This is a genomic window from Enterococcus sp. DIV1094 (genome assembly GCF_017316305.2).
In the GTDB taxonomy this organism is placed as follows: Bacteria; Bacillota; Bacilli; order Lactobacillales; family Enterococcaceae; genus Enterococcus_B; species Enterococcus_B mangumiae.
This window is the reverse complement of sequence record NZ_CP147250.1, coordinates 177,659-197,442: the sequence shown is the minus strand read 5'-3', so window position 1 is coordinate 197,442 and position 19,784 is coordinate 177,659. Positions and strand designations below refer to the sequence as shown.

The window sequence follows — 19,784 nt, the reverse complement described above, 5'->3', positions numbered from 1 at the left end:
TCATTGAATGTATTGTTTTTGAGGATTAGGATAAAGAAAAAGGAGATGGAACATGAAAATAATCAATAGTAATGAAGTAATCACTCAGTTGAGTTTTATAGAAGCAATCAAAGTGATGGAACAGTGTTTTAAAGATTTTCAAGCAGGAACGATTTCTCAAGAAAAACGAATGGTCCAACAATTACCTGATGGAGAGAATCATAATGTATTTGCTATGATGCCTGCTTATTTAGGAAAGAATCGTTACTTTGGTTCCAAAATCATCACAGCTTTTCCAAATAACCACAAACAAAATTTGCCTTCTCACTTAGGAGAGGTTTTACTTTTCGATTCAAAAAACGGACAACCCGTTGCGATGGTCAATGCAAACGCCGTAACTTGGATACGAACAGCGGCAGTTTCAGCTTTAGCTACGAAATTTTTAGCAAAGAAATCAGCAAATGCGCTGACATTGATCGGATCTGGGCAACAAGCGGCTTCACATCTAGCGACTATTACTTGTGTTCGAGCAATTCAGCGTGTGTTTGTCTATGATTTAGATGAAACGAGACGAAAACAATTTATTTTACAGTACCAAGAAGATTACCCTGAACTAACTTTTATTGAGTGTTCAAAACTAGAGGAAGCCACGAAAGAAACAGATATTATCTGTACATTGACCCCAAGTAAAACGCCAATTTTGTCAAGAAAGAATATTCAACCAGGTACCCATATCAATGCGATCGGGACATTCACTCCCGATACCCGTGAGTTAGCCAGTGATTTGATGGCGTTTGGCCAATTATATGTAGATGATTATCAAGCAATAAAAAGGGAAAGTGGCGATTACTTGATTCCCTTAGCAGAAGGTGTATTGACTGAAACAGCGATTCTCGGATCGTTAGGTGAATTAGTTACTCATCAGAAAAATGGTCGTACAGACGAACAAAGTATTACGATATTTGATGCTGTGGGCTTAGCAGTAGAAGATTTATGCTGTGCCGAATACATTTATGAAAAAATAAAGGGAGTAGTTTTGAAATGAATTTATCTTATTATGTAGTTGATGCCTTCACAAATGAGGTTTTCAAAGGAAATCCTGCGGCGGTATATGTCTTGGATAAGTGGTTATCAGATGAGACCATGCAAAAAATCGCAATTGAAAATAATCTATCTGAGACCGCTTTTACTGTAAAAAAAGGGAAGAGCTATGAATTGCGCTGGTTTACTCCGGATCGTGAAATTGATCTATGTGGCCATGCGACTTTAGCAACCGCGTTTGTCTTATTCAATTTCTATGGCATCACGGAAGACACGATTTCATTTTCCACGCAAAGTGGTGAGTTATTTGTGACGAAGAAAGAGGAAAGATATGCGATGGATTTTCCAAGTATTCTACCGCAACCAATCGCTATATTACCAGAATATGAGCAAGCAATCGGTGTAAAAATACTAGAGGCGTATCTTGCTAGAGACTTATTTTTTGTTTTAGAAGATGAAGAGACCGTGGCAAATCTGACACCTGATTATACTGCAATGACCCAATTGCAAGCAGGAGTTGGGGTAATTGTTACCGCCGAGGGTAAGAATGAAGATTTTGTTTCTAGAACATTTTTCCCAAAACTAACGATCAATGAAGACCCAGTATGTGGTTCAGCACATGCCAACTTGATTCCTTATTGGGCAAAAAAACTTGGAAAAGATCAATTCATTGCGCAACAGCTTTCTCCACGAGGAGGGTATTTGACGTGTCAGTGGTTGGGTGACCGAGTGATGATCAGTGGAGAAGCGACCTTATTTGCAAGAGGGGAAGCATATATCTAGAGAATTCGAGAAATGGCTAGCTAAGTAAAAAATCTCATTATTATAGAAACAACTCCAACGTCAAAAGACATTGGAGTTGTTTTTTTGATTCTTCGGTTTAGTGGAAACGATTTTCACGTAATGTCACATTTTTGATATCTTCTACTGTTTGAGTTCCCGCAAGTTGCATGACCATTTCGAGTTCTTTCTTGAAGAAGTCGAATACTTGGTGGATGCCTGTACTTCCTCCAAGGGCTAAACCGTAGATAGCAGGACGGCCGATAGCAACTAGATCAGCACCAGAAGCGATTGCTTTAAAGACATGCTGTCCACGTCGAATACCGCTATCGAAAACGATCGGCACACGTTTATCAACTGCTTCTGCTACATATTTTAAGGAATCAAAAGAGGCAGGACCACCATCTAATTGACGTCCACCATGATTGGATACCCAGATGCCATTTGCACCGGCATCTAAAGAACGAAAAACGTCGTCTTCTGATTGGACACCTTTCACATAAACTGGTAAGTCAGAATGGGTAGTGATAAACTCAATATCTTTTGGACTTAACTTTTGTTTGGAAGATTTATATACAGCATCCATCGTTTGGCCAACGCCTGATTGATAGGCTTGAACGATCGGCATTGGTAAAGGGAAGGTGAAGCCATTCCGCAAATCAGTTTCCCGATTTCCGCCAACAGTAGCATCAGCGGTCAAGACGATGGCTTTTGCGCCATTACGTTTTGCCATCTCTAAAATATCGAGATTGATGGCATCATCTTTACTCATGTAAAACTGAAACCATTGCGGTGCATCTGGTCCACCCGCTTCACGAATGTCTTCCAACGTACAGGAAGCGTAAGAACTCGCTGTATAAATCGTATGAAAATCTGCCACTCCTTTAGCTGAAGCTTTTTCTGCTTGTGTATGAGCTAAGCCATGAGCGGCAATAGGAGCCATGATGATTGGTGCAGTTAGTGTTTCTTGGTCAAAGTAGGTAGTTGTATCTGGTATTTCTACATCTTTTAAAACATGAGGAATAATCAATTGATGATTGAATGATTGCACATTTTCTTGATAAGTATATAAATCACCAGCACCGCTACTGATATAGCCGAATCCACCAGTAGGAATCACTTGTGCCGCAGCCATTTCTAAATCTTCTGTGTTAATAAAATTAATCTGACCTTCTTGTGAGCCAGCTTGATAAATTTTTTCCATAAAACAATCCTTCTTTCCGAATATCGATCAATTAAAAATGTTTTGTCAGCGTTTACATTTTTATGCTACACCTTGTTTTTAAAACAGGCAAATAATCTGTTTTATTTTATTCTTATTTATTGAATAACTATTGCTTTAGATGAGTCTATGGGCGTTTAAAATACTTAAAATAAAAAATTGATTTAAATGGATTCTGTTTTTTATCTGTTAACTATTTTGTGAAATTTTTCTTTTATGACAAACTGACTCGAATAACTGAGACACCTAATTGTTCGATTTTTTTTGCAAGTTTAGGCGAACAATATTGATCAGTGATCAAATAATCAAATGCTGAGATATCAGCAATCTTAAATTGCGCAGTCTGTCCAATCTTGCGATGGTCTGCAACGAGGATGCGGCACTTGATACTTTTTTTGATCATCCATTCGTTGATTTTAGATTCATTCAATATTTTTGTTGTAACCCCATTATTCAAGTCTATTCCACTACAACCGATGATACAGGCATCGGCATTCATATCGGCTAATGTCCGAGCGGCAATATCACCCACCAACACTTCTTTAGGTACGCGCAGTTCACCACCAGTGAGGATATAACTATAATTGCCTGGTCTAACAGAGGAAACAACTTTCAAATTATTCGTAACAATCGTGACGTGGTTTGATTCCAGATAATCCAAGGTAGCTAAGGCAGTGGAGCTTGAGTTGATAAAGACGGTGGCATAATCCCCAATATACTGACTGGCATAACGAGCAATCTGATGTTTGATCCTTGTTGGGCCTGAAAGATCAAAATTCATTTGATTGTCATAGTTGAAAAGACAGTGACCGTGTTCACGTATGATTTCATTTTTCTCTTCTAATAATGTTAGATCACGACGGATCGTGCTCAGTGATACCTGGAGTTTTTCAGCTAGTTCAATCGTCGTCATCTGTTCACGTCCTTGTAGTAGATCAAGAATTTCATTCCGTCTTTTTTCAATCATCAACCGAGAATTTTTCATAGCATTCCTTCCTTTTCTATTGTGTTTTTTTCTATATGACTGATTATAGCTAAACGAGCATAAAAAAATTTGAAACAATCACATAAAGTAATAACAGTCATATAAAGCTATTCCAATCGTTATGATAGCGCTCTATTATTTATGTATACCGAACATAAAAGGGGGAAATGGCGCATGGATGTGACAGAAGTAACAAAAGAAAGTTGGCTACTGTCGACTTTCCCAGAATGGGGAACTTACCTGAACGAAGAAATCGAAATGGAACAAGTAAAAGAAAAAAGCGTATCTATATGGTGGTTAGGGTGTACAGGTATTTGGTTGAAGACACATGAAGGCACGAATATCCTTTGTGACTTATGGTGTGGGACAGGAAAACGAACACATGGGAATGGACAAATGAAAAAAGGGCACCAGATGATGCGGATGAGCGGCACGGAAAAGATGCAACCGAATTTACGTACGCAACCTTTCGTGATCGATCCTTTTAAAATCAAAGACGTGGATGCTTTAGTCGTGACGCATATCCATTCTGATCATTTAGATATCCACACTGCCGCAGCTGTTCATCAAAATTGCCCAAAAGCAAAATTTATCGGACCCAAAGCAGTGGTAGAAACATGGCTTTCTTGGGGGATACCGAAAGAAAAGACGGATGTAGTCAAACCTGGTGATGTAGTCAGGGTCAATGAAGTAGAGATCGTTGCGCTAGAAGCGTTTGATCGGACAGCTTTGATCACACATGATGATCCTGATGTCCGACTAAAAGAGCAGTTCCCTCAAGATATGGATACGATCGCTGTCAATTATCTGTTCAAAACTTCTGGCGGTTCAATCTACCATGCCGGAGACTCTCATTATTCCAATCTCTTTGCAAAACATGGCAATGAGCATCAAATCGATGTTTGTTTAGGTGCATATGGAGAAAATCCGCGAGGTATCACAGATAAGATGACTGCCAGTGATTTATTGAGGATGGCAGAATCGCTAAGAGCTCAAGTAGTGATCCCAGTCCATTATGATATTTGGTCAAATTTTATGGCTGATCCTAGCGAGATCACTCAATTATGGCGAATGAAAAAAGATCGATTAGCTTATCAGTTTTCTCCTTATATTTGGCAAGTGGGGGGGAAGTATACGTATCCAGATAATAAACAAGATCTAGCATTCAACTTTGATCGTGGTTTCCATGATGTCTTCACCCAAGAAAATGATACGCCATTTCCATCATTTTTATAGTAAATCGAGCACTATATTTTTTAAAATCAGCAAAATCGAGATTTTTTATCGATGAAAAAAAGTGAGAGGAGGAAGAACGTATCAAAGTCAGTGATTGCAAGACAAAGGCTTCACGTAATGTGAACACATTATTGTCGCATAGTTTAAAAACTGCTTGATACAGTTTGTGGAGATGTTGAGATATTTCTATGAAAATGGATTAGTCAATTATGTAGAAACGGAGATCGATGATTGGCGAGTAGCAATTGAGGAGAGTGGTCGTCTCTTATTAGAAAAAGGCATCGTTGCTCCTACCTATATTGAAAAAATGATTCGTTGTGTCGAAGAATATGGTACATATATCCTGATTGCTCCTCATGTAGCGATGCCTCATGCCATGCAAGGGAACTCGAATGTATTCGATACAGCGATTGCATTTACCAAAATGAAAGTGCCAGTTTCTTTTGAAGATGACTCAAAGTCTGCCAGTCTATTTTTCACTTTAGCAGCAAAAGAACCAGAGCAGCATCTGAGTAACATCCAATCATTATCGGAATTGCTGATGCAAGAAGGATTGATTCAAGCACTACTTGCAACGGAGTCGCTGGAAGATTACCAAGTAGTCATGGAAGAATATGACCAAGCATAGGTAGAAGTAGCCCATTGCTTGTTGCATATGACTGATGGGAAAGCTTTAGTCTAACATAAAAATTTATAAACTAAAATAGGATGTAAGGGAGGGAGTCCGTCCAACTGAAAACCTACTCGCTAAAAAAATAAGTCAACGTTTTTGGAGGATTTAGGAGGGTTTTCGGTAACGGGAAAATATGGGAGATATCTTTATGGAGATATGGACGTATTTTGCGACAAACATATTGACGCAGCCAGCTTACTTGATCGGTTCGATCGTTTTATTAGGGTATATACTCCTTGGTCGACCAATATATGAATGTTTAGCTGGTTTTTTGAAAGCTACTGTAGGTTATCTGATCTTAGCTGTTGGATCAGGAGGTTTAGTGAATAATTTTCGCCCGATCTTGGTTGGATTAAAGGATCGATTCAACCTTGAAGCGATGGTGACCGATCCATACTTTGGTCAAAATGCTGTAGATGCGGGATTGATGGAAACGTTCGGGCGAACATTCAGTGATGTAATGATTTTATTATTGATTGCATTTATTTTGAATATCCTGCTAGTTCGTTTCCAAAAATATACAAAACTTCGAGCTGTATTTACGACCGGTAATGTCCAAATCCAGCAAGCAGCGACAGCGTTTTGGATTTTACTTTTCTGTTTTCCTGAGTTAGGGAGAGTAGAAGTATTAGTATTTATGGGCATTATTTTAGGTTGTTACTGGGCAGTTGCTTCTAATTTGACTGTTGGTGTGACGCAAGAACTAACCGATGGGGCTGGTTTTGCAATTGCGCATCAACAGATGTTTGGGGTGTATATCTTTTCTACACTAGCAAAATGGTGGCAAAAAAATAGTCGTAAAAAAGCAGGGAATAGAAAAGCCGATAAAAAACTGGAAGATATGGAACTTCCTGGTTTCTTATCGATCTTCAATGAGAATATGGTAGCGACTTCTTTATTGATGTTGTTTTTCTTTGGCATCATATTGTTGGTACTAGGACAAGAGTATCTGATCGAATCAGAGTTTATGGTGCAAGGACAAAGTTTTCTTTTCTATATCCTGACAACTTCTTTGAATTTTGCTGTGTATTTAGCGATTTTACAACTTGGGGTACGGACTTTCGTGGATGAATTGACACAATCTTTCCAAGGGATTTCGAATACTATTTTACCAGGTGCTGTGCCAGGGATCGATGTGGCTGCGACCTTTGGATTCGGTTCACCAAATGCTGTAACGATAGGATTTTTATTTGGGGCATTAGGTCAATTCTTAATGATCATTTTATTGATCTTATTCCGATCACCAACGATCGTGATCGCTGGGTTCATTCCACTATTTTTTGACAATGCGGTAATAGCTGTTTTTTCTAACAATCGTGGGGGCTTTAAAGCGGCATGCTTGTTCCCATTCTTATCAGGACTGATCCAAGTCGGTGGTTCTGCTCTGTTTGCAACATGGATCGGGTTATCTCGCTATGGTGGCTATATTGGGATGTTTGACTGGGCGAGTGCTTGGCCAGCATTTACTGTATTGATGAAATTTTTAGGGTATGCAGGAGTCGTGCTAGTCGTTATTGGTCTGTTGCTTATTCCTCAACTGCAATATCGAAAAAATCCAAAAGGGTATTTTCTGATCGTCGAGGATTATCAAAAATATAAAGAGAATTTTGGAGAAAACAATTGATTGGAGGAGATTTGATTGAGAATTTTAGTTTCATGTGCAAATGGCTCGGGTACAAGTTTAATGATGATGCGTAGTGTAGAAAAAGCAATGAGAGAACTAAATATTACAATTACCAAAATTCATCATTGTCCGATTTCTGAAGGGAAAAGCTCTGCGAGTCAGTATGATGTCGTATTTACACCACTTAATTTTATGCCGATGTTTATACAAGCAATCGAGCGAGGCGTGACAGTTGTTGGGATCAAAAATGTCATGTCACCGACGGAAATCTGCGAGAAATTCAAGGAAACAGAATTATACAATGAATGGCAATCAAAGGAGAAATAAATGAAACGACCAAAATTACAAATCGCTTTAGATCATAACAAATTAGCCTCTGCTTTAGCTGATGTCAAAAGGATCGGAGAAATCGTTGATGTGATCGAAGTAGGGACGATCCTTTGTCTTCAAGAAGGCAAGAAGCCGATCGAATGTATCAGAGAGATGTTTCCAGAAAAAACAATCGTTGCAGATACGAAATGTGCCGATGCTGGAGAAACGGTAGCTGAGAATGTAGCAAAAGCTGGAGCTGATTTCATGACAGTGATCTGTTGTGCCTCATTGCCCACCATGCGAGCTGCGCAAAAGAAAGTCAAAGAACTTCAAGTTGAATTATACGGGGAGTGGACGCTAGAGCAAGCCAGACAATGGCGAGAGATTGGGATTTCTCAAGTAGTCTATCATCAAAGTCGAGATGCTTTGTTAGCGGGGGAAGTTTGGGGAGAAAAAGATTTAAAGCTAGTTCAACAATTGATCGATTTAGGCTTTGACGTGTCTGTGACTGGAGGGCTTTCGATTTCCACTTTAGCGTTGTTCCAAGGGATGCCGATCTTTCACTTTATTGTGGGTAGGGGATTGACGGCAAGTGCAGATCCTGTTAATCAAGCTCAGGCATTCCAAGAAGAAATCAAACGTTTATGGGGAGAATGAGATGGTGAGGATCGGGATATACGAAAAGGCGTTGCCTAGTAACTGGACATGGCAAGAGCGGCTAGATGCAGTCAAAAACTTAGGGTTTGATTTTCTGGAAATGTCAATCGATGAGAGCGATGAACGATTGGCACGTTTAGATTGGTCGGATGAACAAATCACTCGTTTAAAACAAGCGATCGACGCTTCGGGTATCTCTATCCACTCCCTTTGTTTGAGTGGCCACCGGCGTTTTCCTTTTGGTTCAGCGGATAGAGACAAACAAGCACAAGCATTGGCCATGATGAAAAAAGCGATAAAACTTGCGTATCGGTTAGGTATCAGGATCATACAAGTAGCCGGATACGATGTTTACTATGAGGAAAAATCAATCGAAACAAGGGAGTCTTTTATTAGAGGGATGCGTGCTAGTATCAAAGAGGCAGCACAGTATGGGATCATTTTGTCCGTCGAGATCATGGACGACCCATTCATGAATTCGATACGTAAATTTATGTACTTAAAAAAACAAATCCCATCCCCTTATTTACAAGTATATCCTGATTTAGGCAATTTATCTGCATGGCCTGAAAATGATGTTTCTGTTGAACTTGAACAAGGAATCGAGTATATCACTTCGATCCATTTAAAAGATACGCAACCAGTAACTACTAATAGTCAAGGAAAGTTTCGAGAAGTAGTTTTCGGGCAAGGCTGTGTTGATTTTACTGGTGTGCTTCAAACGTTGAAACGCTTGAACTACGAGGGAACTTTCCTGATCGAAATGTGGAGCGGTGCGGATCACGATTATGAACAGCAAATTTTAGAGGCGAAGAACTATCTATTGCCGAAATTAAAAGAAGCTGGCTTCTAATTGTAAAAAAAACACATAGATTTTTATTTTGTAGAGCCAAACGAACGATAATATTTTTTTTGAGCAGATTACTCCTCTTAAAATTTATCAAGTGATAAGATATGTTTATCGCTTGATAAATTTTTAGGAGGTATTTTTATGTTTTTAGCACTAAATGAAATTATTCATTCAAAATTACGTTATGCCTTAGTGACAGGTGTGATGTTTCTAATAGCTTATCTTGTCTTTTTTTTGACGGGATTAGCCTATGGTTTAGCACAAGACAATCGTACTGCTGTGGATAAATGGGAAGCTGATACTATTGTCTTATCGAAGGATGCGAATACAAACTTAGGAATGTCAATGATCACGAAAAAGACAGCAGAAGAAGTGAAAGGTGATCAAGTCGCTTATTTAGCTCAAACACCTGGCGTAGTAACGAGTCCAGATCGTCCTGATGCAGATAAAGTCAATGTTAGTTTTTTTGGGATCGATCAAAATCAATTTATTATGCCCAATATCGTGGAAGGAGAAGAGTTCAATTCAAATGATGAAGCGGTTGGTGATATCAGTTTAAAAGAAGAATATGGGTTAGATATCGGTGATACGATCAAATTATCAGGAAGCGATAAGACGTTCAAATTGACTGGTTTCACTGAAAATGCAAAATTCAATGTCTCGCCAGTTGTTTATACAACGATCAATGCATATCAAGAGATTCGATTTGAAAAAGAAGATGCGACTGAGAATGCACGTATCAATGCAGTAGTTGTCCGAGGAGATGTCGAAAACTTGCCAAGTGATTTGGAAAAGATCAGTATATCCAAATTTATCAATGAATTACCAGGATACAATGCGCAAGTATTGACTTTTGGTTTCATGATCGGCTTTTTGATCGTGATTGCTGCAATCGTGATCGGCATATTCATCTATGTTTTGACAATGCAAAAAATCAATATTTTCGGTGTACTTAAAGCACAAGGAGTCACAGGCGGATTTATTGCCCGTTCAGTGGTTGCACAAACATTCTTACTTTCGTTTTTCGGTGTGGCACTTGGATTACTTGGAACGTTCGTTACCTCGCTTGTTTTACCCGATGCCGTTCCTTTCCAAAGTAACTGGCTGTTTTTCGGTGTCATTAGTGTGATGATGTTGATCGTCGCCATTTTAGGGGCACTCTTCTCAGTGAGAACGATCGTAAAAATCGATCCATTAAAAGCAATCGGATAGAAAGGGGAATGGAAAATGAAAGCAATTGAATTTATAGACGTTGAAAAAAGCTTTAAAGATGGTGATCAAACCATCCAAGCGCTGAAAAAAACAAATATGAGTGTCGATAAAGGAGAATTTGTCGCGATCATTGGACCATCTGGTTCCGGAAAGAGTACCTTCTTGACGATTGCGGGAGGTTTACAGACACCCAATAAGGGAATCGTGAAAATAAATGGAGAAGATTTCAGTGAACAACCGGAGAAAAAAAGGGTAAAATTACGCTTCAAGGAAATCGGTTTTATTCTTCAAGCGTCCAATCTGGTCCCGTTTTTGACCGTCAAGAAGCAACTGATGTTAGTCGATAAAATCAAACACGAAAATCGACAAGACGAAGCGAAGCAATTGTTCGAACAACTTGGTGTCGATAAACTACTCAATAAATATCCAGAAGATCTTTCAGGTGGCGAACGACAAAGAGTTGCAATTGCCCGAGCACTTTATAATGATCCTTCCATCATTTTAGCGGACGAACCAACGGCTAGTTTAGATTCGGAAAAAGCAGTAGAAGTTGTGGAGATCTTAGCGAAAGAATCGAAGGAAAAAAATAAAGCAATCATTATGGTTACTCATGATACCCGACTTATTGACAGATGTGATAAAGTATTTATGATAGAAGATGGTGTCTTTCAAGAAAAAAAATAAGTCAGAGGGTGTAAAATTTGGTCCATCGATACAATAAGGATACACAAGAGAAAATTTTAAAAGAAGCGAATCGTTTATTTATGTCAAAAGGCTATCAAGGAACTTCAACACGGGAGATTGCCAAAAATGCTGGAATTACCCAACCAAACCTTTATCATTATTTTAGTGATAAAGAAAAATTGTATTGTGCAGTTTTAGAAGAGCATTTGAGTACTGTAGGTACAGACTTAAGAGCGATTTTAGAAGAGAATAAACTTGATTTTAAACAATCTTTGACTAAAATGACGAAGTATTTGATCGATACCCATCTTTTAGACCTTTTTATGATGCACCATGATTTAAAATCAAACCTTTCTGCCGAGACGAGAAATCATCTTTTTAGCTTGTGGAAAAAAAGTTATCGTGAACCATTTGAAGTGATCTTTTCGACAAATCAGCCTTTGATGCGTACGCATGTTACAACAGAAATAGCTGCAAAACATTTTTTTCTTCTGTTAGCACCATACATTACGGAATCGTCAAATTCACTTGAAAATCCGTTTAGTGTCGAACAATTGATCGATTTATATCTTCACGGTGTATTAGCTGAGTAAAAACTTCAAAAGAGTCTTTTTGATTCTTTTGAAGTTTTTTTGTTATTCTTTTTTAGATGATTGTTATTTTTAGATTAGAATAATGAGTGATATCTAATTTATATGGTAATTGAGAAAAAGAGTTAAAAAATAAGGAATATAAAGATTTTTAATAATAACAATTATAAAATAGAAATATAACCATTGTGTTTTAATCGATTTATAAATTAATTTTAAGGAAACGCTTGAAAAGGCTATTATCAGGTGATAATATTTTTTTAGCAACACAAGCTTCATGAGTTTAACTCACTATTTGAAAGAAATAGAGGGGGGAATGAATAACATATTTGTGTGTTTTTTGGTTACATAAACTGTTTTTTGAAAAGTGAATAGGGTAAAAAAAGGGGAGAGTTAAAAATGAAAAGTGTTAAAAAAATTGGGTTGGCAGCAATGTTATTTTCTTCTGTTGTTTCAACAGCACTTCCTACAGTTGGACAATTGTCTGTAGTGAATGCTGAAGAAATCCAGCAGACTGAACAGCAAGCAAGTTATAGAAACGTAATGTACTATGGTGACTGGTCGATTTGGGGCGGCGAAGGAAACTTTTATCCAAAAGATATCCCAGCTGATCAATTGACACACCTGAATTTTGCCTTTTTAGATTTTGATAGTAATGGCGAGTTAGTCTTTACTGATGCAGACGCAGCGACTGGCGCACCTGTTGGATTACCGGGCGTACAATGGAACTCTGCTAGTTCTGGTATCTTAAATGCAATTCAAGATTTACGTGGAAAAAATCCAAACATGAAAATTGGTGTTTCATTAGGTGGTTGGTCTAAATCAGGTGATTTCTCTGAAGTAGCAGCAAACCCAACGAAACGTAAGAACCTTGTAGATAATGTCGCAAAATTTATTAAGTATACAAATATGGACTTTGTGGATGTGGACTGGGAGTATCCAGCGGATGTTCGTCAACCAGATTTAGTGGATAACAAAAATGACGAAGGAACACCACACGCAAAACCAGAAGACAAAGAAAATTACATAACATTATTGAACGAAATTCGCGAAACGATCGACAAACAAGGTGAAGAATTAGGTAAAACATATGAATTGTCTGTGGCATTACCAGCAGCACAAGGAAAATTAAATTCAGGAATCGACGTAAAACGATTATTTGAAGTTGTAGACTTCGCAAATGTCATGACTTATGACTTAACTGGTGCATGGGCGGACACAAGTGGTCACCATTCAGCACTTTATGGAAATCCAGATGATCCTAACTATGACAATGGTTTTTCTGTTGACCAAACAGTTGAATACCTACGTGAAAAAGGTGCGCCTTCAGAGAAAATCGTTATTGGTGCAGCATTCTACACTCGTGGATGGAACGAAGTAGCAAAAGGGGACAATGCAGAAACTCCAGGATTATTCCAAAAAGCAACACAATCAAATAAAGATGCGGACCAAACACCAAGTTATGGAGCAAAAAATAAAAATCCATTAACAGTAGGTGACGGTGGACGCGCAAGTGGTGTATGGCCATATCGAGATATCACAACTTTACTTGGCAATACTTCTGGCTTGAAAGAATATTGGGATGACGTAGCGAAAGCGCCATTTATGTACAGCGAAACAACTGGCGAATTCTTTACTTATGAAAATGAAAAATCAGTCACTTATAAAACTGAGTATGTGAAAGAAAATCAACTTGGTGGAATCATTTCATGGCAACAATCACAAGATAAAGAAACAACTGGAACAAAACGCGATAAATTGACCAATGCAATCAAACAAGGATTGTTTGGCAGTGAAAAACTTCCAGAATTTGAAATCAAGAGCACGCCATTGGATGTCGATGTTGAGATCTCAACGTATACACAATATGGCGTGAGTGGTTACGATGTAAAAATTACGAACAAGGAAAAAATGGAAGAAACTTCTTCTGTATTGAAATTAGTTGAATTTTCACAAGAAACAATCAAATTACCTAAATTAGTGATCCCAATGGCGACAAATGAAAAACTTGGCGCTGGCGATTACAAAGCAGGTAAAGTAACAAACGTGGATGGCGCTGCAATCGTTGATTTGTCTTCTGTTTACGATGGGAAAGAAATCAAGCCAGGTGCATCTTATGAGTTCAGATTAAGCTCAAGCTCTGCTGAAGCAGATGTCGCTGTTGACAATATCGACTCAATCACTTTAAGCCAAAGAATTGGTGATGAAGGAATTGAGATCAATAAACAAGTCATCTTTGGTGAAGGTTCAACAACTGAACCAGGTACACCGGATACAGAAGCACCGTCAGTACCAACAGGTCTTACAACTACAACGATCGGCGAAACAAATGTTTCACTATCATGGACAAAATCAACAGATGATAAAGCAGTAGCGGGCTACTATATTTTCCGCGATGGCAAACAAGTAGGTCAATCAGCAACAACTACATTTACTGATGCAGGTCTAACTGAAAATACTGAATATTCATATACAGTAAAAGCATTTGATCGCGCGGGAAATGTGTCACAAGAAAGTAAAGCATTAGTTGTAAAAACATTAGAAAAAGCACCGGCAGATTTAGAAGCACCTTCAATTCCAGTAGATTTGAAAGCTTCAACGATTGGTGAGAAAAATGTCTCATTGTCTTGGACTCGTTCAACTGACAATGTAGCAGTAGCAGGTTACTATGTTTTCCGTGATGGCAAACAAGTAGGTCAAACAGCAACAACTACATTTGCTGATGCTGGTTTGACACCAAATACCGAATACACATATACAGTAAAAGCATTTGATGCAGCAGGAAATGTTTCAGAAGAAAGTAAAGCACTAGTTGTCAAAACTTTAGAAGAAACAACTCCGCCAGCTGAAGGTGAATGGGATCCGAAGAAAGATTACAATGCAGGAGACGTAGTGACTCATAAAGGCAAAACGTACCGTGCAAAATGGTGGACTCGTGGCAATGAGCCAGGGACTGAACAATGGGGACCATGGGAATTAATCGATTCAGATGAAACAACTCCGTCAATCGAAGGCGATTGGGATAGTAAAAAAGGTTATGTTGCAGGAGAAGTAGTCACTCATAAAGGCAACAAGTATCGCGCAAAATGGTGGAATCAAGGTAACGAGCCAGGAACTGAACAATGGGGACCATGGGAATTAATCGGTTAATCTAGATTTAAAAGGAACAAGGCTGCTTGCCTTGTTCTTTTTTTGTATATCGTTATTCTATTTTGTTATTTATCTTATTTGCTAAGGTTTGTCTAAAAAAAATCGTTAGTTAAAATAAATGCAAAGTCTAGTTGTTTAAAATAACTAAAAAAATAAATTTGAAACCGATTGCAAATATTTGCATTAAAAATAAACTAATGTTAAATTCATATTTGTAATAGATTTATAATATTTTTTTACTTAATTTCTAATGTGATAAGGAGTGGTAAAATAACTAAAAATCCATAATATTTAATCGTGTGTTTTTTCGCTAAAAAAAATGATGAAAAGGGAGAAAAGAAAAATATGAAAAAAATAAAGAAAGTTAGTTTGGTCGCTTTGTTATTTTCTTCGGTTGTTTCGATGGCATTTCCAGCATTTTCTGAGGCGCCTGAGGTTCATGCTGAAGAGGTACAACAATCACAAGAGGCTCCTTATCGTAACGTCATGTACTATGGGGATTGGTCGATTTGGGGGGGAGAAGGGAATTTCTATCCTAAAGATATTCCTGCCGATCAGATCACTCATTTGAACTTTGCCTTTTTAGATTTTGACAGCAATGGTGATTTAGAATTTACGGATGCTGATGCAGCGGTAGGTGCGCCTGTTGGACAAACAGGAGTTCAGTGGAACTCAGCAAGCTCGGGTATCTTGAATGCCATTCAGGATCTGCGTGGAAAAAATCCAAATATGAGAATTGGGGTTTCTTTAGGTGGTTGGTCTAAATCAGGTGATTTTTCTGAAGTAGCCGCTGATCCAGTCAAACGACAGAATTTGGTAGAAAATGTCACCCGATTTATCAAATACACGAATATGGATTTTGTCGATGTCGATTGGGAGTATCCTGTTGACGTTCGCCAGCCTGACTTGGTAGATAATGTCAATGATGAAGGAACGCCACATGCGATACCAGAAGATAAAGAAAATTATATTACTTTACTTAATGAGATTCGTGAATCCATTGATGAACAAGGAGAAGAATTAGGGAAAACCTATGAGTTATCAGTAGCACTACCTGCATCTCAAGGCAGACTAACTGCTGGGATCGATATTGACGGTCTATTTGAAGTTGTTGATTTTGCCAATATCATGACTTATGACATGAACGGTGGCTGGGGAGATCGCAGTGGCCATCATACCGCACTTTATGGCAATCCGGCTGATCCAAATTATAACCAAGGCCTTTCAGTTGATCAGACGGTCCAATTTTTACGAAATGAAGGTGCTCCAGCTGAGAAAATCGTGATCGGTGCTGCTTTTTACACACGTGGTTGGCATGAAGTAGCAGAGGGCAATGATCCTTTACTACCTGGATTGTTCCAAACAGCCGAACAAAGCAATCGAAACGCCGATCTTTCACCAACTTTCGGTGCGAAAAATAAAAGTCCATTAGTAGTAGGCGATGGTGGTAGAGCCGGTGGTGTTTGGCCTTACCGCAATATTCCAGATTTGATCAATGCGACAAGTGGATTGACTGAATATTGGGACGATGTCGCAAAGGCGCCTTACATGTATAGTTCAGAAACAGGTGAATTTTTCAGTTTCGATAATGTGCGCTCGATCGGATACAAAACGCAATATGTGCAGGAAGAAGAATTGGGTGGTGTGATTTCTTGGATGCAGTCACAAGACAAAGAAACCACGAGTACAAAGCGTGATGAGCTGACGAATGCGATCAAAGATGGATTATTTGGTAATACGCCATTACCACAGCATGAAATCGTCACTGCACCTTTAGCTATCGACGTTGAAATCATTCCTTATACTGAAAACAATGTAAGCGGATACGAAATCACGGTAACAAATAATGAAACATTAACAGAGTCATCTACTGTATTAAGCGCTGTGGAAGCGGCCCAGAAAACAGTTAAATTGCCTAAATTTACGATCGATCTGAATAGCAATGAAACATTAAGTGCAGGCGATTATAAAGCTGGAACTGTCACTATGGATGACAGCACAGTGACTGTTGATCTATCTTCCGTTTATGATGGAAGAGAAATCGCGCCAGGAGATTCTTATGATTTCCGACTACAATCCGATGATTCCGTCGTTTCGGTGGATCATTTCGACACGATGACTTTAAGCCAACGAATTGGTACGGATGGTATCGAGATCAATCACCAAGTGATTTTTGGTGCAGAAGACCCAGATCCTTCTGATGTCGAAGCACCATCGATTCCAACTAATGTGGCAGCAACAGCAATAGATGCGACAGAAGTGACATTGGGTTGGACAGCTTCGACGGATAATCACCGAGTAGCTGGTTACTATGTTTACCGTGATGGTCAATTAGTTGGACAACCACGTACACCATCATTTACAGATACCGGGTTAACACCTGATATGGTATACACTTATACAGTCAAAGCCTTTGATGCGTCAAACAATGTCTCGGCTGCCAGTCAACCGGTGATCGTTCAAACGTTAGATACTGTTACGCCTGGATACCCGGCGTGGGATCAGACACAAATCTATGTTGCTGGGGACAGAGTCACACACTTAGGGCATACGTATCAAGCGAAGTGGTGGACACGAGGTGATGAGCCCGGAACGCAACAATGGGGACCATGGGATTTGATTAATTAACTTGTATTTTTGAGTGGACAGTTAGCTATATTTTTATGAACCGTTAAAAAAACAAAGATCCTCGTTGCTGTTCAAACAATACGCAACGAGGATCTTTGTTTTAAATAGTGACGTAAAAAATCAATTGATTGATCCTGCAATTCTAATTGCAAGAGTTTTATAACAAATACTTAATTGGCAAGTTTTTTTGCTTTTTCCGTATTCGCAAAATGTAATTTTGCATAATTTGCCAATAAAGCTTCGCCACCTTTTTTTAGGATGGCTGCAGCTACTTGATCAGATTTTGTACCAGCGCCAGATGGGAGAGTGATCCCAAGTTCAGCGGAAGCTTTATCCAACTCTTCTAAAAAGCTTGCTCGACTAATGATCGAGGCTGCAGCAACCGCTAAATGATATTGTTCACCTTTCGTTACAAAGTAAAGTTTTTCTTGTATTTGATTTTTTTCTGAGCGGGCATATTTTTTAAAGTTAGCTTCCGGTGTGAACTGATCGATCAAAATGGCATCCGGTTTGACAGGCGCAATCTTTTGTAACAATAAGTGGATGGCTTGATTGTGCAAAGCAACTTTCATCCGCACTGCATTGTACGTGGGTTGGATCTCATTGTATTTTTTAGGCGGTAAAACCAATAATTGATAAGGGATTGTTTCCTTTAACACTTTGGCTAATTGGATAATCTGCGCATCTTTTAGTTCTTTTGAATCTTTGACACCTAATGTGCGTAATTCTTTAAGTTTTGTCTGGTCTACATAAGCAGCACAAACAGTCAATGGACCAAAGTAGCTGCCGTTGCCGACTTCATCACTACCCAACACAGAGAGTGTTTGTAAATCCTTTGGTAAGGAAGCAGAACCAGCGCCAGCTTGAGATGATTTTTTTGGCGCAAGGGGAGTTCCCCATTTGGCTGCTTCTTGTTCGGCGCCGCTTCCTTGGAACATCACTTTACCTGACGTATAGGCGGTGATCGTCGTTCCATTTTTCTTAGCTGAAAAATGGGTATAAGGGATTGGCTTTTGTACTAAAAACGCACGATAGGCGTCTTTCATCGTTGCTAGTTGATTTGGTGTTACTTTTAAGATAATATTACTCATTCGTTCCGTTGCCAAAAAATCTATAAATATTTCTAACCAACAATAAAAGTTGTCAGATCAATGTTTGATTCCTGTTTCTCCGTGTCCGATTTTGCCACTTTCTTGCTACTCTCGTTTGTTCTGACACTCCACAGGCGTTAATTCGGATACAACGAATCCTATCATTCTAGGTTTTTATTTGATTAAAAAACCGTAAATCAATTACGATAACTCGCTAAATTCAGACTGGTCTTACCTCGATCTATTGTATAACTTCAGTTCTCGTAATGATCATTGCGATCAGATATTTTTAAACCTATTTTCTTATGTCCAATCTTTGTGGCATCGTTTAGAACTTAGATAAAATCGATCTGCTTCTATTCACTCAAGGCCATCATTTTCAAATTTCTATTGAAACTGACGTTTGAATCCATAGAACTTTCGCTACTGATTTGGCTAAATGCTTATTTTTCATCATGACCTTTACATCCAATGTTTCAGCAACAATTTTTGATCATTTGGTTTTCACGATCTCTGTCGTTGTTTGATGAATAGAGTTCTGACGAAGATTTGCTAGTTTTCGCTGTATCTGTCATTTTTTTAATTTATAGATGTTACATGTTTTGACAAATAGGGTTCCCTCCTTATTCATCTCGCATTTTTGAGAAGCTTTGCGCTGTAACCGACACAAAAGCGTTCAATTTTCTTCTTACTATTTCGTCCCTATTTTTGTAGATTCAGCTGTTTAGGCAACTGCTAAAGCTTTGATACTAAGAATGGTTCCCAGTCAAAAAATTTGTAGACCGATGACTTTATTGGCAATTGTTCAACTAAATCGACGTTATCATTATCCTTTCATAACTAAAAATACGCCATATCTTGCAGTTTAGATGCTAATTTTATAGGTATCTATAGACTTAATTTAACTGTTGATTCCTCCTGTTTCGATCAAGCTGTGTGAAAAGGTTTTTTTGACTAGGTCCAGCTGATTTGAAATCAATGCACACATAGCATTTTTGCAAAGTTTATCATATAATAGTAAAGTATTTATAATGAAGCCTTGTGTGTACAGTTAATTACTTAACTATATG

Annotated in this window: 16 protein-coding genes; 13 read left to right on the top strand and 3 right to left on the bottom strand. The window is 38.5% G+C overall.

Going from position 1 to position 19,784, the window contains the following annotated elements; genetic code table 11:
- Positions 1-52: 52 nt before the first annotated feature.
- The gene (locus DOK79_RS00950; protein WP_206853442.1) at positions 53-1,024 is read left to right on the top strand and encodes an ornithine cyclodeaminase family protein; all 972 of its coding nucleotides are present in this window, start codon (positions 53-55) and stop codon (positions 1,022-1,024) included.
- Positions 1,021-1,803, top strand: coding sequence for a PhzF family phenazine biosynthesis protein (locus DOK79_RS00945; protein WP_206853446.1), 783 nt, complete (start codon positions 1,021-1,023; stop codon positions 1,801-1,803). Before DOK79_RS00950 ends, DOK79_RS00945 begins: the two co-directional genes overlap by 4 nt.
- Positions 1,804-1,900: 97 nt before the next feature.
- Here DOK79_RS00945 and DOK79_RS00940 read toward each other — a convergent pair whose 3' ends face one another.
- Positions 1,901-3,004 carry an alpha-hydroxy-acid oxidizing protein gene (locus DOK79_RS00940; protein WP_206853447.1) on the bottom strand — a complete coding sequence of 368 codons (1,104 nt, stop codon included), beginning with the start codon at positions 3,002-3,004 and terminating at the stop codon, positions 1,901-1,903.
- A 232-nt stretch (positions 3,005-3,236) separates the two neighbouring features.
- Positions 3,237-4,007, bottom strand: a complete 771-nt coding sequence (locus tag DOK79_RS00935) for a DeoR/GlpR family DNA-binding transcription regulator (RefSeq protein WP_206853450.1) — start codon at positions 4,005-4,007, stop codon at positions 3,237-3,239.
- A gap of 174 nt (positions 4,008-4,181) precedes the next feature.
- Between DOK79_RS00935 and ulaG the strand changes: the two genes are divergently transcribed.
- The 11 genes from ulaG to DOK79_RS00875 all read left to right on the top strand — a co-directional run bounded on the left by ulaG (position 4,182) and on the right by DOK79_RS00875 (position 17,623).
- Positions 4,182-5,243, top strand: a complete 1,062-nt coding sequence (gene ulaG, locus DOK79_RS00930; protein ID WP_206853453.1) for an L-ascorbate 6-phosphate lactonase — start codon at positions 4,182-4,184, stop codon at positions 5,241-5,243.
- Positions 5,244-5,415: 172 nt separating this feature from the next.
- Complete coding sequence (locus DOK79_RS00925) at positions 5,416-5,871, top strand: PTS sugar transporter subunit IIA (protein WP_206853735.1); 456 nt, start codon at positions 5,416-5,418, stop codon at positions 5,869-5,871.
- 178 nt (positions 5,872-6,049) lie between these two features.
- Positions 6,050-7,540, top strand: a complete 1,491-nt coding sequence (locus DOK79_RS00920; protein WP_206853456.1) for a PTS ascorbate transporter subunit IIC — start codon at positions 6,050-6,052, stop codon at positions 7,538-7,540.
- Between the two features lie 15 nt (positions 7,541-7,555).
- Positions 7,556-7,867, top strand: coding sequence for a PTS sugar transporter subunit IIB (locus DOK79_RS00915; RefSeq protein ID WP_206853458.1), 312 nt, complete (start codon positions 7,556-7,558; stop codon positions 7,865-7,867).
- Positions 7,868-8,509: a 3-keto-L-gulonate-6-phosphate decarboxylase UlaD gene (locus DOK79_RS00910; protein ID WP_206853461.1), complete on the top strand. Its 642-nt coding sequence runs from the start codon at positions 7,868-7,870 to the stop codon at positions 8,507-8,509.
- A gap of 1 nt (position 8,510) precedes the next feature.
- Positions 8,511-9,362, top strand: coding sequence for an L-ribulose-5-phosphate 3-epimerase (locus tag DOK79_RS00905; RefSeq protein ID WP_206853463.1), 852 nt, complete (start codon positions 8,511-8,513; stop codon positions 9,360-9,362).
- A gap of 138 nt (positions 9,363-9,500) precedes the next feature.
- On the top strand, positions 9,501-10,571 hold the full coding sequence (locus DOK79_RS00900; RefSeq protein ID WP_206853465.1) for an ABC transporter permease: 1,071 nt from the start codon (positions 9,501-9,503) through the stop codon (positions 10,569-10,571).
- A gap of 15 nt (positions 10,572-10,586) precedes the next feature.
- Entirely contained in the window at positions 10,587-11,255 is a 669-nt protein-coding gene (locus DOK79_RS00895) for an ABC transporter ATP-binding protein (RefSeq protein WP_206853466.1), read from the top strand.
- A gap of 17 nt (positions 11,256-11,272) precedes the next feature.
- Positions 11,273-11,848: a TetR/AcrR family transcriptional regulator gene (locus DOK79_RS00890; RefSeq protein ID WP_206853468.1), complete on the top strand. Its 576-nt coding sequence runs from the start codon at positions 11,273-11,275 to the stop codon at positions 11,846-11,848.
- 396 nt (positions 11,849-12,244) lie between these two features.
- Positions 12,245-14,995 carry a glycosyl hydrolase family 18 protein gene (locus DOK79_RS00885; RefSeq protein WP_206853470.1) on the top strand — a complete coding sequence of 917 codons (2,751 nt, stop codon included), beginning with the start codon at positions 12,245-12,247 and terminating at the stop codon, positions 14,993-14,995.
- Positions 14,996-15,340: 345 nt separating this feature from the next.
- On the top strand, positions 15,341-17,623 hold the full coding sequence (locus tag DOK79_RS00875; protein WP_206853472.1) for a glycosyl hydrolase family 18 protein: 2,283 nt from the start codon (positions 15,341-15,343) through the stop codon (positions 17,621-17,623).
- A gap of 170 nt (positions 17,624-17,793) precedes the next feature.
- Here the strand turns inward: DOK79_RS00875 and rnhC are convergent, their stop codons facing one another.
- Positions 17,794-18,714 carry a ribonuclease HIII gene (gene rnhC, locus DOK79_RS00870; protein ID WP_206853474.1) on the bottom strand — a complete coding sequence of 307 codons (921 nt, stop codon included), beginning with the start codon at positions 18,712-18,714 and terminating at the stop codon, positions 17,794-17,796.
- Positions 18,715-19,784: the final 1,070 nt, after the last annotated feature.